The 13,304-nt window shown below is 45.6% G+C and carries 11 protein-coding genes and 1 tRNA gene; 7 read left to right on the plus strand and 5 right to left on the minus strand.

The features are described 5' to 3' along the window. The 4 genes from VF412_RS05685 to VF412_RS05700 all read left to right on the plus strand — a co-directional run. Positions 1 to 1,349, plus strand: a 1,349-nt coding sequence (locus tag VF412_RS05685; protein WP_331338249.1) for a protein adenylyltransferase SelO family protein, incomplete at its 5' end; no start/stop codon positions are given. 125 nt (positions 1,350 to 1,474) lie between these two features. After that, positions 1,475 to 3,058, plus strand: a complete 1,584-nt coding sequence (locus VF412_RS05690; protein WP_331338250.1) for a hypothetical protein — start codon at positions 1,475 to 1,477, stop codon at positions 3,056 to 3,058. Positions 3,059 to 3,070: 12 nt separating this feature from the next. Beyond that, on the plus strand, positions 3,071 to 4,729 hold the full coding sequence (locus VF412_RS05695) for a hypothetical protein (RefSeq protein WP_331338251.1): 1,659 nt from the start codon (positions 3,071 to 3,073) through the stop codon (positions 4,727 to 4,729). Next, positions 4,726 to 5,400 carry a hypothetical protein gene (locus VF412_RS05700; RefSeq protein WP_331338252.1) on the plus strand — a complete coding sequence of 225 codons (675 nt, stop codon included), beginning with the start codon at positions 4,726 to 4,728 and terminating at the stop codon, positions 5,398 to 5,400. Before VF412_RS05695 ends, VF412_RS05700 begins: the two co-directional genes overlap by 4 nt. Before the next feature lie 17 nt (positions 5,401 to 5,417). Here the strand turns inward: VF412_RS05700 and VF412_RS05705 are convergent, their stop codons facing one another. The 3 genes from VF412_RS05705 to VF412_RS05715 all read right to left on the minus strand — a co-directional run bounded on the left by VF412_RS05705 (position 5,418) and on the right by VF412_RS05715 (position 10,314). Beyond that, positions 5,418 to 8,519 carry an efflux RND transporter permease subunit gene (locus tag VF412_RS05705; protein WP_331338253.1) on the minus strand — a complete coding sequence of 1,034 codons (3,102 nt, stop codon included), beginning with the start codon at positions 8,517 to 8,519 and terminating at the stop codon, positions 5,418 to 5,420. Then, on the minus strand, positions 8,519 to 9,943 hold the full coding sequence (locus tag VF412_RS05710) for a TolC family protein (RefSeq protein WP_331338254.1): 1,425 nt from the start codon (positions 9,941 to 9,943) through the stop codon (positions 8,519 to 8,521). Before VF412_RS05710 ends, VF412_RS05705 begins: the two co-directional genes overlap by 1 nt. A 179-nt stretch (positions 9,944 to 10,122) precedes the next feature. After that, on the minus strand, positions 10,123 to 10,314 hold the full coding sequence (locus tag VF412_RS05715; protein ID WP_331338255.1) for a hypothetical protein: 192 nt from the start codon (positions 10,312 to 10,314) through the stop codon (positions 10,123 to 10,125). 284 nt (positions 10,315 to 10,598) lie between these two features. On the opposite strand from VF412_RS05715, the gene VF412_RS05720 reads away from it, so the two are divergent. From VF412_RS05720 to VF412_RS05730, 3 genes are all read left to right on the plus strand, one after another. Continuing rightward, a complete protein-coding gene (locus VF412_RS05720; protein ID WP_331338256.1) occupies positions 10,599 to 11,564 on the plus strand; it encodes an HNH endonuclease family protein in 966 nt (321 codons plus the stop codon). 2 nt (positions 11,565 to 11,566) lie between these two features. Beyond that, positions 11,567 to 12,244 (plus strand): RluA family pseudouridine synthase, encoded by a 678-nt coding sequence (locus VF412_RS05725; protein WP_331338257.1) that lies wholly within the window; start codon positions 11,567 to 11,569, stop codon positions 12,242 to 12,244. Positions 12,245 to 12,291: 47 nt separating this feature from the next. Then, a tRNA-Leu gene (locus VF412_RS05730) sits at positions 12,292 to 12,383 on the plus strand. 172 nt (positions 12,384 to 12,555) lie between these two features. Here the strand turns inward: VF412_RS05730 and VF412_RS05735 are convergent. Together VF412_RS05735 and VF412_RS20055 are read right to left on the minus strand one after the other, a co-directional pair. Next, entirely contained in the window at positions 12,556 to 12,975 is a 420-nt protein-coding gene (locus VF412_RS05735) for a hypothetical protein (protein WP_331338258.1), read from the minus strand. Between the two features lie 236 nt (positions 12,976 to 13,211). Beyond that, positions 13,212 to 13,304: transposase (locus tag VF412_RS20055; protein ID WP_349258996.1), on the minus strand; the 93-nt coding region annotated here is incomplete at its 5' end.

Here is a 13,304-nt window from a genome sequence, read left to right on the forward strand (position 1 = left end):
ATGCGGCTCCGTTTCCCCAGGGCCGTCTGCGCTATCGCAATCAGTCTGCGGCCTATACTTTAGGTCTCCAAAACTTATCTGCGGAAGAATGGAAATCTCACTTCTGTGACTTTCAACCTCTGTCCGCAAATATCACAAAGCCTTTAGCGCTTCGTTATCACGGTCATCAATTTCGTCACTACAATCCCGATCTCGGTGACGGCCGGGGATTTTTATTTGCGCAAATTCAAACAGACGGAAAACTTTATGATCTCGGCACAAAGGGCAGCGGACAAACTCCGTACTCGCGTCGAGGCGATGGCCGACTGACTTTGAAAGGTGCCTTTCGCGAAATTCTAGCCACAGAACTTCTTGAATCTTACGGAGTTAACACCAGCAAAACTTTTTCCGTTTTTGAAACTGGTGAAAGCCTTGAACGCCACGATGAACCGTCACCCACGCGCGCAGGCGTATTGGTTCGCATGAGCCACAGTCATATCCGCATCGGAGCATTTCAAAGACTTGCTTATTACGAAGAAACAGAAAACATCAAAAAGCTTCTTCATTATTGTGTGCGCCATTACTATCCCCACATTGCTGGATTTAGTGATGCGGAACTTGCAGCCACCTTCTTGCAAAAAGTCTCTGCGAGCATCGCCAAAACCACCGCCGAATGGATGATGGCAGGATTTGTTCATGGAGTTCTCAACAGCGACAACATGAATATCACCGGAGAAAGTTTTGACTACGGCCCCTACCGTTTTCTTCCTTATTATGATCCCAATTTCACTGCAGCCTACTTTGATCAACAAGGTTTGTATTGTTATGGCCGCCAGCCCTCAGCAGTTCTGTGGAATCTATTTCAGCTAGGTGGCGCTTTAAAGAAAGCATATCCGGAATTACCTGTTGATGAATTACTTGAAGATTTCGGTGACGAATTCAATGTGCAAGTTCGTATCAAACTTTTATCGCGTCTCAATTTAAGGAATCCCCTCGAGGAAGACTCTGCCGCTCAGAATCTGAATGAGGACCTCGTTATTCATCTATTTAAATTTTTAGATGAAACACGAGCGCCGTTTGAACAAACCTTCTATGACTTGCATTCAGGATATAATCCTGAGCGCTTAAAGAAATCTCCACAAGCTAAAGCCTATGAGCATATGAGCTTTAAAGATCTCGCAGACACTTTAGAGTGTTTTGAGATTTCAGATGAAGTAAAAGCTCAACACGACTATTTCAAATCAGGAAAGGCCTGCTCATTGATTATCGACGAACTTGAAGCGATATGGGCGCCCATTGCAGAACGAGATGACTGGAGTCTGTTCGAAAGGAAGTTAGAACATATTCGCTCGTTCCGCGGAATTTACTAGGTCCCTCGGACTGTTCCATTTTTCGGAATATCCTGGTACATCTTTTGTGATCTAAAACGAGACCTCCCCTCTCATGGACCTCGCTCACTTATTCGAGCAATGCTAAGGTTGTCTAGAGGGGTCATATGAGAAAATCCAGAGCGCTCGTCTTAGGGGGAATCCTTTGGGCATGTTCTGCTATGGCAGATACATCCGTCATACTTCCCAATGCTGCTTTATTCGCACGATGCTATGGTCAAATCACTGGCCAACCTGTTCCTCGTGGACATGCCTTGCTTGCCGCCGTTAAAGCAGGATCTATATCAGCCATCGATGCCTGCGTTCAGGTTTTCGATAAAGCTCAATTGGGTAATGATAATAAAATCGCTACGGGTCATTCTGATAGCGAAGCCGTTGCTGTTCTTAATACCTTCAACAACTTTCATAGAAGTTGGTTCGCAACGACCAAGATCGAAGATATTATTGATCACGGTCCCGACACAGGCGTTGGAACATTTGATATCTATGATCCTTCCGAACCGGCTCTGTCATTGACCTATCATCTTTTAAAACCTTCCGCGGCTTACTCATCCGTCTTAACTGATTCTTTTGGTTATCAGGCTGTGCGCGAAGAAAACACAACGATTAAAAACTTACTTGGTTACACAGTCAGCATGCCAAGCAGAAGATTGTACGGAAATAATGCGACCATCGATCAAAACGCAATTGTTTTGCGCTCTGGAAATTTAGACGCATCCAAAGTTCACGCTTTTTTTGGTGACTCTCGCACAAATACGTCCCAGGTGATGCCGAAAATTCAAGTGGGTGATGTGATTGGTGTGTTACCTCAACCACAAAACTTCACTGTTCCAAATCTAGTGCTGAATCCCTTGGGTGGTGACCCAGGTTCACAAGTGCGCGATGGCACGATCGAAGCGGATTTGAATTATTCTTATAACTTTTATTCTTCTTTCGGCGGCGGCGTTTTAGGACAACCGATTTACCTCATGATGAACATCGGACACCCTAAAGGCTTGATGTACACAGGCGCTGAAAAGCTTCCGCGTCGCTGGGTCTACAATACGATGCAAACATTTCTTTGTTCGCAGTTTCCTTCTTTGCGCGAAAGTGATGTGCAAAGTTATCTCGACATGAACGGCACAGCTCCATTCCGCAAAGCAACGAGTTGCCTTCAATGCCACGCCACCATGGACCAGGCCGCAATGACGGCCAGAAACATTGTTGCCGGTGGCAGCGAGTGGAACACCTTCACAGGCGCCGATGGCGGCCAAACGAAAACAACGGATATGCTGACAAGCTATAAAGTAACAACTGCGGATATGGGAAGCTGGCCTTCAAGTGCCGTCGCCAATTATCATGTGCAAAATCCCACAGGCAAATTGTACTTCCGTTCAGTCACAGGACAATTGATCAATCAACCTCTCGTGGGTCTTTCTGGATTGGGATCAGCCATGGCAAGCACAGAAGATTACTACGACTGCGCTGCTAAAAGATACTTCGAGTTTTTCACCGGGATCAGCGTCTCTTTGTATGACATGACAGATCCACGTTTTGCATCTGTCAATGAATCGCTGACTCAAGATAATCTTAGTGATTTACAATTCGTAAAAAAACTCGGTGCGAATTTGAGATCCACGCAGTCACTTCGCCAAATGGTTTTAGATATCCTGTCATCCGACTATTATAAATCAGTCAATTTCAGACCGTAGGAGAGATCGAAAATGGATAGAAGACAATTCCTCTTCGGAGGCTTTCTATTAGGAACTCAATCTGCCTTCGGTCACCCTGCCCTTCGTCTGATCGAAGCCATCGTTGCCGACACCACTCGCAAAGCTTACGCGGATACGACAAGCACAGCCGTACGCAATTATTTGAACGTCGGAATCCTGGGCGCACCCAATCGATATGCATTCGATGCGTGGCTCCGCACAAACAGCAACGATCCGGCTTTGGTATTTAACTCTATGACTGGGACGGCATTTACTTCAAGCAATGGAGTTGTCACTGGAACTGAATATAGAACCATGACTTATAAGGGCTTGATTGTTCCCCATATCTTTAGTCAATCTGTGAATATTTCAACGGGTGCGGTCCCTTTGACTAGCTATCTTGATCAGATGCTCGTGATCCGTGGATATGGAACTGGAGTTGATGGGCATCCTCAAAATTTCAATCTTCAACAAAAACCACTTGCCGGAAAACCATCTATTTCGGGACTCGCTGCGGATGCCTCTACAAAATCTTTTGAAGCTGTTCAATACCCAGGACGCGCCTCTTACAGCTCATTTGCTTCGCTTAAAAACTTAGCCCTCAATACACTGCCCGACCCCAAACCAGTGAGTTCCTTGATGAACGGCATTCAAAGTAATGCCAGCGTGAGATCTCTGCGCACAGCCCATAGCGAGGCGCTCGATATCGCGAAAGCTCAGCTTAAAAACTCAACGGGTACTCAAACGGCGGCTTCAATCGCCGCTCGTAAAAGCATGGACAATGCCATGGCACTTATAAAAAAAGGTGTTGGTGATTTAGACGGCTATTGGACAGAAGCCTACGGTCGATATTACGCGATCGTTCATAATGCCATGCGAACAACAGGTTTACCTGGTATTAATGATGTCGCTATCAATACCGCCAGCTCTTCAAATGTTGCCTTCCAATTGATGTATGCGGATGCAAATCCTCACTTCGCCAACCCTGCTTATGATGGTCGCCAGCTTACAACTCAAATGCTTGTGGGTCGACTTTGTGAAGGCCTGGCTCTGGCGGAATATGTCTACAGCAATAACCTTGTGACAAGTTTAGAAATTGGGCCTGATGCTCCTTCTAATTTATTATTTCAAAGCATAACGGACTCAAGTCCGAAGATGATATCCGCCGCCTACGATATGCACTTTACTGGATCTGTGTATTCACTTCTTTTGACAACGGCTTTGTACAGAGGCTTGATGGCGGGGCTTCTAGAACTTCGCAGTAAATTGCAGGCAGTGAAAAGTTCCGATGGTTCTACTGTTTGGTCTAACACCGTCGTTCAAATCATGTCTGACTTCAATCGTTCGGCCAAAGGCGATTCTTCTGGTGCAGATCATGGTTACAATCAAATGGTGACGTCTGTGTTCTCTGGAGCCTTGAATGGCCCCGAGGTTGTCGGCAACGTCACTCGTGATGCAGGAATCGGTGCTTACCCTGGAAGCCAAGGTGTGGGTGCTGCGATTTCTGGATACAGCCAAGTGGGCATCCCTGACACGAAAGCGATGGCCTCGACCATGTCGCAGTTACTAAATGTAGGATCGAATCCCTGGGAAAACTTAGCACAGCCTCTGATTCAACTTTCAGGCACAAGCTTAGTTCTTCCCTATGGCCGAGGAAAGGTGATCGGATGAAAACAAGAACAATCCTATTTCTTGCGGCCTCAACATGCCTAATACAATTATTTATGAACTGTAGCGCTTTGAATCTTTCAAATGGGTTTACTCCGTTGTCTTCAACGGATTCTGCAGCTATTCCGACAACAGAGGTCTCTGCCGAGGCCAATGCACCTACAAATAATAGTTATATGGTGCCACGATCCTATGTCATTGGCTTGCTGACGGATATATTCACCTCATCCAATTATCCAGTGAATACTTTAACTTCGACCTTAAGAAGTTTCGTTTTAAATAAACCAGGATCTTTCGGCGGAAACTGTGACTTAAACTCCAGCGAAACAGGTAACGATTGCGGTGGAGATATATCGAACTCGGCTCTAGCACCTTTGGCTGCGGCCTCGACTCTTCGTGCAGTCAGTATTAGCGCTGCATGCGAAAATATTTTATCCGATGACAATGCTGTTCAGGCGGTTTTGGAAAAGATCCCTCACGGAGACACGCCAACAAGCGCATCCGTGGGACAGCTTTATTCGCTCTTCCGCCGTGGATGGGATCCTGATCCATCTTATGTGCAAGCGCTGATGCAGATGGATCAGAATGTCACTCAAGAAGGAACCAGTAACTTAGATCGTTGGCGTTTACAAATCTTGATGATCTGTGAGGATCCCGTCTGGCAGAGTTTATAACTCTGCCATTATCGTTCTTATCCTTGATAACCGCTGACTTTCGCAAGTTTCCCACGGAACCAGGTGCGGAAGTCATCGATGAAACCAAAGGCTGCTGGAACAACAACCAATGTTAAAAGCGTCGAGCTGATCAAACCACCGATAATAGCAATACCCATAGATGTTCTCATCGCAGAAGCCTCATTCAGGCCGATAGCGATTGGAATCATACCTGCAATCAACGCAAGCGATGTCATCAAGATAGGACGAAGACGCGTGCGACAAGCTTTTACCAGGGCTGTATTACGATCTAAACCTTCATGCAACAGATGATTCGTGTAATCCACAAGAAGGATCGAGTTCTTCGCCACAACCCCCAACAAAAGAACAATACCAATCAACGAGAAAATGTCGATCGTTTTACCAAACAATAACAACGCCAGGAAAGCCCCGGTCATTGCCAATGGCAGGGCAAGCAAGATCGTAAACGGAGTGATGAAGCTTTCGTACAAACTTGAAAGAACCAAATAGATGAAAGTCACACCCAGTACAATCGCGATCAACATGTTCGCAATCAAATCTTTAAAGTCATCGGCTTGACCTTGGAATTTATAATCAATTCCCGGCGGTGGAGGTAACTCCTTCGTAAGAATCTTTTCAAGTTCCGCAGAGGCTGTTCCTAACGCTCCATTTTTAGCTAAGTTCGCAGAAACCTGGATGAAGCGATTTTTATTTTGACGATTGATCTGAGAATAGCCTTTTGTATCCTCACCTGTTGCGATACGCGGAAGAGGAATCATATTATTATTACTATTCGGCACCAGTGTTGTCGCAAACTGCTTGCGCAAATCGCGATATTTTTCGTCAAAACGAATGCGAATTTTATAGTCGATACCATTCTCACGATAAATGGCATCCGTGTTACCTTCTGTGCGGTTACGAAGCTCTCCTCCGGCGGTGACCGTTGAAACACCTAAGGCTTCTGATTTCGCACGGTCGAAGATCACATGAAACTCTGGCTTACCCGCCCGGAAGTTTGTATCCACATCCACAAGACCTGGAATTTTCTTAACGCGCTCTACAACCTTCTGAACATAAGCATTAAGATCATCCAGGTTTTGACCTGTGAAGTTCACGTTCAAAGGTTTTTGCCCCGATCCCACGGCGTCGATATCACCCACGGCAACGATCGCACGATCATTGAAAACCTGAAGACGTTTACGAACTTCTTCCTTATAGTCCGTTGTCGTCATCGAACGTTTTTTACGATCCACGAGGCGAATAAACATGCTGGCTTTATTGGATTCATTATTTGTAGTACCGATGGTCGATACGACGATGTCCACTGCTGGATCTTTATCAAAGGTCTTTTCGACTTCTGCCGTGAAGGCCCCCGTGGACTCCAAGGAAGAGCCTACAGGAGTCTCGATACTCACCATAAATTCGCCCGCATCATTGGCAGGCAAGAATGTTTTTGGAATGAAAGCCACAGTTCCCAATGACAAGATGAAAATCAAAACCGCAGAAGCCAAAACTGTCTTTGGACGACGAAGGGTGAAATGCAAAAGCTTTTCATACACATCCTCCAATTTGGTTTGGAAATTATCAAAGGCCTTAAGAACTTTCCCAACGATGCCACTGCCTTTCTTGTGCTCATCCGGATGAGCTAAGTAAGCCGACATCATAGGCGCTACCGTAAAGGCATCAAAGATAGAAATAATCATCGTAAAGACGACAGTAAGACCGAACTGTTTAAAGAACTGCCCCACGATACCTTGCAAAAACGAGATCGGACCGAACACCGCGATAACAACCAACGTGGTTGCAACAACGGCCATGGCCACCTCTTTGGTTCCATCCAAGGCTGCGTCTTTAGGCTTTTTACCCATTTCTAAGTGACGGAAAATATTTTCCCGCACCACGATGGCATCATCGATCAAAAGTCCCACCGCCAACGACAAAGCCAATAACGTCATCAAGTTAATCGTAAAGCCCATGGCATACATGATCACGAAACCGCCTAAAAGGGAGTTCGGTAACGCCATACCTGTAATCAATGTTGAGCGAGCAGATCCCAAGAAGAAGAACACCACAATCACGCAAAGAAGAACACCGATGATGATGGACTCATTCACGTCTTCAACGTTCAACTTAATCGGTCGAGAGGTGTCACGAACAAGCTTCACTTCCCCTTGAATATTTTTACCCTTCAGATACTCATTGGCTTTCTTGATATTCTTTTTAATGGCCTCAGCCACTTCCACTGTATTCGAGCCACGCTGCTTGTACACCTGCAACAGCAGCGCCTTTTGTCCACCGATGCGACCGATGGTTTGTTCGTCTTCAAGACTGCGAACCACTGTGCCGATATCTTTGACAAGAACAGGTCTGTCAGAACCGAGGAAGTTTACGTTCACCTCACTTAGCTGTTTAAGTGATTCAAATTCTCCACGAGTACGAAGAGAGGTCTCATCTCTTGAGTTCCAAACCTTACCAATCGGTATATCCTTCGACGTATCCATAATACGACGAGACACCTGCAACATCGAAATTTTACGATCTTGAAGTTTGTCCTTATCGATAACAACGTGAATCTCTTGCTTGCGACCGCCATAAATTTCAACTTGTCCGACGTCTTTCAAACGATCGAACAACGGTTTCACAACCTCGTGGGCTAAGTCATAGGCTTGTCCGTCTGGAAGACTTGTCGTCAGTGCCAATGTCACAATGGGTTGATCGGCCGGATCGAAACGACGAATGATGGGCTCATCGATATCTGATGGCAAATCGCGACGGATATTTCCGATGCGATTGCGTGTTTCTTGCTCCATCTCTTTGATGTCGGTTCCCAAGTTGAATTCAAGAACGATCTGCGCCACACCGTCCAAGTTGCTTGAAGTCAGTGTCTTCAAACCAGACAAACTTCCTAATTCATCTTCGATGGGTTTTGAGACCTGCTTTTCAAGATCCAGCGGCGATGCCCCTGGATAGACCACTTGAATTGCAAGAATCGGGAATGTGACGTCAGGAAAAAGATCCACGGGCATTTTAACTAAGGAAAATGCACCAAGGATGAGCATCAACAAGACAACGCATAGAATGGTGATGGGGCGACGAATTGATAAACTAGGCAAATTCATTATTTGTCCTCAATGGCGATATACAGACGCCCTTGAGCCTCCATCTTTCTTTGTTCTGATTTCAACCGCGACAAATTCAACTTCGCTGTTCCCGCATCTTCTTCCGCATTCACGACATCGTTAGTGATCGAGCGGCCTTTATTGAATAAATCCGCTTGAGCTTTCGCGCGACTCTCTTGAAGTCCCACCACTTGAGTGGCGGCTTCAACACGCTTTGAAAGCTCGGAATAACGACGATTCAATTCAACCCAAGAGCTTTCACTTTCGAGGGCCTTGCGCTCAGATTGAAGTTTCGCGGCTAAGGCATCTTTCTTAGATGAATTTCTGGCGGCTTCCTTCACATCTGTGTCGAACATGTAAGTGAAGTTCAAACCAATTTTCTCTGTTGGACGATTTGTATCTCCCCACTTTTGAGCCGCAGCAGGCAAATCATTTTCTTTCGAGTTCGTTTGATAGGACCCTGACAGCACCAAATCAGGTTTGTAGTTTTCATCCACTTGACGAGCCGCAAGCTCTTTAGCCTTGGCATCTAGGGAAGCTAAGTAAGCTTCTAATGCCACCACTCGACCTCTACTGCCATCGACCATTGAACTCAACGGACGAGATTTTGAAATATCACCCGTCATTGCCGGCAGAGGCTCTGACGGTTCAAGTTCGAGATAATCACGCAAAGACTGCTTCGCCGAAGCCAAATCATCTTCAACAGCAATCAAAGCCAATTGACGACTTGCCACCAAGGCCTGGGACTGAAGAAGATCCGCCTTCTCGCTAATGCCATCATTCACACGACGACGAGTCCATGTTTCGATACGGCGAGAACGCTCTAGCGAATCACGGGCGATACTGACATTTTCCACCGAGTAAAGATAATCCCAAAAGGCCATTTCCGCTTGGACCATCACAGATTTTTTTTGCAAATCGTAGGATCCTTTTTCTGCGGCATTCGACATATCTTGTGTCGCCCAACGCATGCGAGTTGCTTCACCAAAGAAATCTTTCCACAAGGATTGGCTGATCGAAACTCCTAACGAGCCGGTCCCGAATTTCTGAAAGTCGCCCAATAAAGGGTTTAGACCTGGATTTTGAAATTCTGCGGCTTGTGCTGACAAAGCGACATTCGTTCCGCTTGAGAAGCTTTTACTAAGCCCTAAAGTACCACCGTAAGATTTGCTTTCATCTGCACCGAAGCTCACCCACTGATTGGTCGGACTTTTATCTTCTGAATAAAAAGCATTGGCTTGCAACACAGGAACGAGACTGATGTCGCCGGCTTCCTTACGAAGATCGGCGGCTTCTTTTTGCACATCCAAAGATTGAATTGTCTTATGTTTGCTAGAAACTGCGTTTAGATATTCTTGCAGGTTCATTGCGAAGCTGCAGGAAGGGGCCACAATCAAAAGGGCCACGAGAAACTTCATCGTCATTAGCATCATCCCTTCTCAGAACAATGCGAATATCGTTATTTAATCCCTCGTCGAAAGCAATTTCTTTCATATCCTAACCATTTGCGCAAACAATGCTTAGTATAGGCTTCGCAAAATAAAAAATCCGATGGAGCAACAACTTCATCGGATTCTCAATTGTTCAGAAAAAATGCGAGATCTTATTTAGAAGGTGCGTTATCAGAAGACTCTTTGCAGTGCTCACATCCGCCGCCTTTATGCATAGGACATTCTTTCGACTCGGAACAAGAGGCTTTATCTTTTCCACAGGCACAACTTTGCGTTGCTTTGTGTGCACAAGCTGACAAAGTCAAAGCCACAATGGCAGACATCATGATCGCTTTCAAATTCATTCGGATCTCCTTCATAATATGTATCCACAGAGTATCGACAAATATGCGGCCAGGCCAAGCCTTCAATGTCCAGAGACCAGAAAGGCCAAACAATTGAATATTTACTAAAAGCGCCGCAGTTTGGCATGGGCACTGGTCACAAGTGGGCAAAATGACGGCATTTTTTACCTCCTCACTAGACTTAACGCATGGCGCCTCACAACAACCAAACCCTGACAAATTGTTTTGTTGAAACTCGATTCAAGGTCGTGCTTAATGGCCGCGATTCATTCAGTGGGGGAATAATGAATTTCATGTGGGGAATGAAAACTCATAAGAAGACGGCGATGATTTTCGCGATTTTGTTGCTGGTAACAGCGGCTCGCGCGCAATCCATCGAACCTAGCGGAAGCAATGAACAGAATCCGACTCAAGGTTCTTCAGCAAGCTCGTCTTCGCAAAGCCAAAATCAGCCACAAACTCAAGCTCCCGCCTACCAACAATATTATACAATCAATGAACAAGCGACAGAGTCTGTGGATGTTCCCTCAAAAAGAACAACGGGTTTCTCTATGGCAGCAGACCTCACGCCCGCAGCCGTGATGGCATCTACCAAAGTTGTTATCATCAATATCCTGAAATGGGTTCTTCACGATGAACCTCTGACAGCTCCTCAAGAAAAATACATTCGCAAACTTCACTTCGGTCGTTGGATCAATGACCCGACAGATGACACTTGCATGAACACTCGCGCTCGTGTGCTTGTGCGCGATAGCGAAGTGGATGTGACTTATAAAGGGAATAAACAGTGCACCGTCGAAGCTGGTAAATGGCACGACCCCTATGCGGATCAAGATGTGACCGAGGCAAAGGGCATTCAGATCGATCACTTGGTTCCGCTTAAAAATGCTTATCTGTCGGGAGCTTCGGACTGGGATTATAAAACTCGCTGCTTGTATGCGAACTACACATATTTCACTCCGCACTTGGTTTCTGCTGGTGGCCACGAAAATATGTCTAAGGGCGACAGCGGTCCCGAGGGTTACCTTCCTCCGAACGAAAGCTATCGCTGTGAATACATCCGCAACTGGTTGGCAGTAAAAACAATTTGGAAATTGAAAATGAACCCTTCCGAAGTTCAAGCAATTCATGATGCTGTTGTGAAATATGGCTGCTCTATGAATATGTTCCAAATGAGCCAAGACGGTCTTGCAAAACAGCGCGCCTTCATTGAAGACAATCTGAACTTCTGCATCCAAAATAAAAGATAAAGATGACGTTTCCGATCCTCTTTGAAGATGATGACTTCATTGTAGCGGAAAAACCTTCCGGCCTCCCCTCACAGCCTACAGTGGATAAAAAGAGGCCGAATTTCTTTTCACTGCTAAAAAAACAACTTCAAGAAGAACGTGGCGCTGATTTTTATTTAGCTCTTCATCATCGTTTGGATCGCGACACGTCCGGCGTGATGATCTTTGCGAAGACCAAGCGGGGCAACGAGCCCTTGGCGGATCTTTTTAAAAAACACAAAATTCAGAAGACTTATTTGTGTTTTACTCAGCCTGGAAAGTGCCCGCCGCAATGGGACGAAATCAATTTCTTAGCAGAGATTCGCGATCCCGTTTTAAAGAAAATGAAAATGCAATCAGTCCGTTCCGGTGGTCAAAAAGCTCATACAAAATTTCGGGTGATCGAAAAATTCAAAAAAGGATTTTTGATTGAGGCCCAACCTTTAACGGGACGAATGCATCAAATCCGTGTTCACTTAGCCGAAAAAGGCTTGGGAATCTTTGGCGACGACATCTATCCCTGCTTAAAAAATCCGCAAGCCCCGCGTTTGATGCTGCATGCCTTTAGCCTCGAGTTCACTCACCCTTTCACTGGGGAATTTGTGAAAATTGAAACGCCGCTGCCCGCAGATATGCAAAAGTTCGAAAGTACTTTGCGCTAAGGCATTGACCTTTAGCTGATAAGCGGTATCATAGTTCGCTCATGACTGCCTCGGTGGCGAAATTGGTAGACGCACAGGACTTAAAATCCTGGGATTCCTTTACCGGGTCGTGCCGGTTCAATTCCGGCCCGAGGCACCACTTCCTCTTCTTTTGCTTCGGACAATCCTCGCTCGTTTATAAAAGTCACTTCGATTGAAAATTTTTGGCTCGATGATGTGTCATGGTTTTTGCCTCGTTTTTCTTTGCTGCGGAACTCGCAAAAGAAGAGGAAGTGGTGCACAACCAGAATAAAGACAGGCTCTTAGCATTCTTAGTCGATAGGAGTCCAATTCGTCAGGCGTCTTTTTTTACCTGCTTCCTTTGTTTCTCCATCAAAATTCGTTCCGATGACTGGCTTTGCCACTGGCGCAATTTCGTTGAATAAAGCAACACGCACTACAGCGACTCTTTGGCTGTCATCAGGGTTCACGAAAATCGCATAGGTCAAGTCCTGGCAATTCATACAGAAATGAAATTGCACCTGTTCAGAGGCGAAACGCTCAATCTTCGTTTTATTGTTTACGTCGACATGAAGAAAGCCTTTAGGATCTGAAATCCAGACGCCGCCGTGCTTCGCGCAGAAATGACAAAACTTTGCATCTGAACGCGGCTGAAATTCTTCCGGCTTGAGAGCACTTTGCAATGTCACTTTAACTTCTCGACATTGGCATTGCCCTAAATATTTAAACATTTATTCATCCTTTGACTCATATAATATAAATCTGCACAGCTTCTTGGCGACTTTAAAGATGTGCGTTTTTGCTTTCCATTGGGACTTTCCGTCGACCACCCGCTGTAGATCATAAAGCCAGAAAAAATTGCGCGCCCTACCATCTCACTGTTTTACCAAAACGATCTAGATACTGAAGTCCTTTTTTTCGGTTCTACTCTCTTCATGGTGGGTACTTCAGCCAAACCCTTATCCAATCAAGCATTCAGGACACGAAGCCGGTAGTTTTCAGGGTTCTTGAATCCGTAACCCCGCTTCTGTATTGTCTTTGCGACGTTGTTAAACCCTTC

This window comes from Bdellovibrio sp. (assembly GCF_036384735.1).
Taxonomy (GTDB): Bacteria; Bdellovibrionota; Bdellovibrionia; order Bdellovibrionales; family Bdellovibrionaceae; genus Bdellovibrio.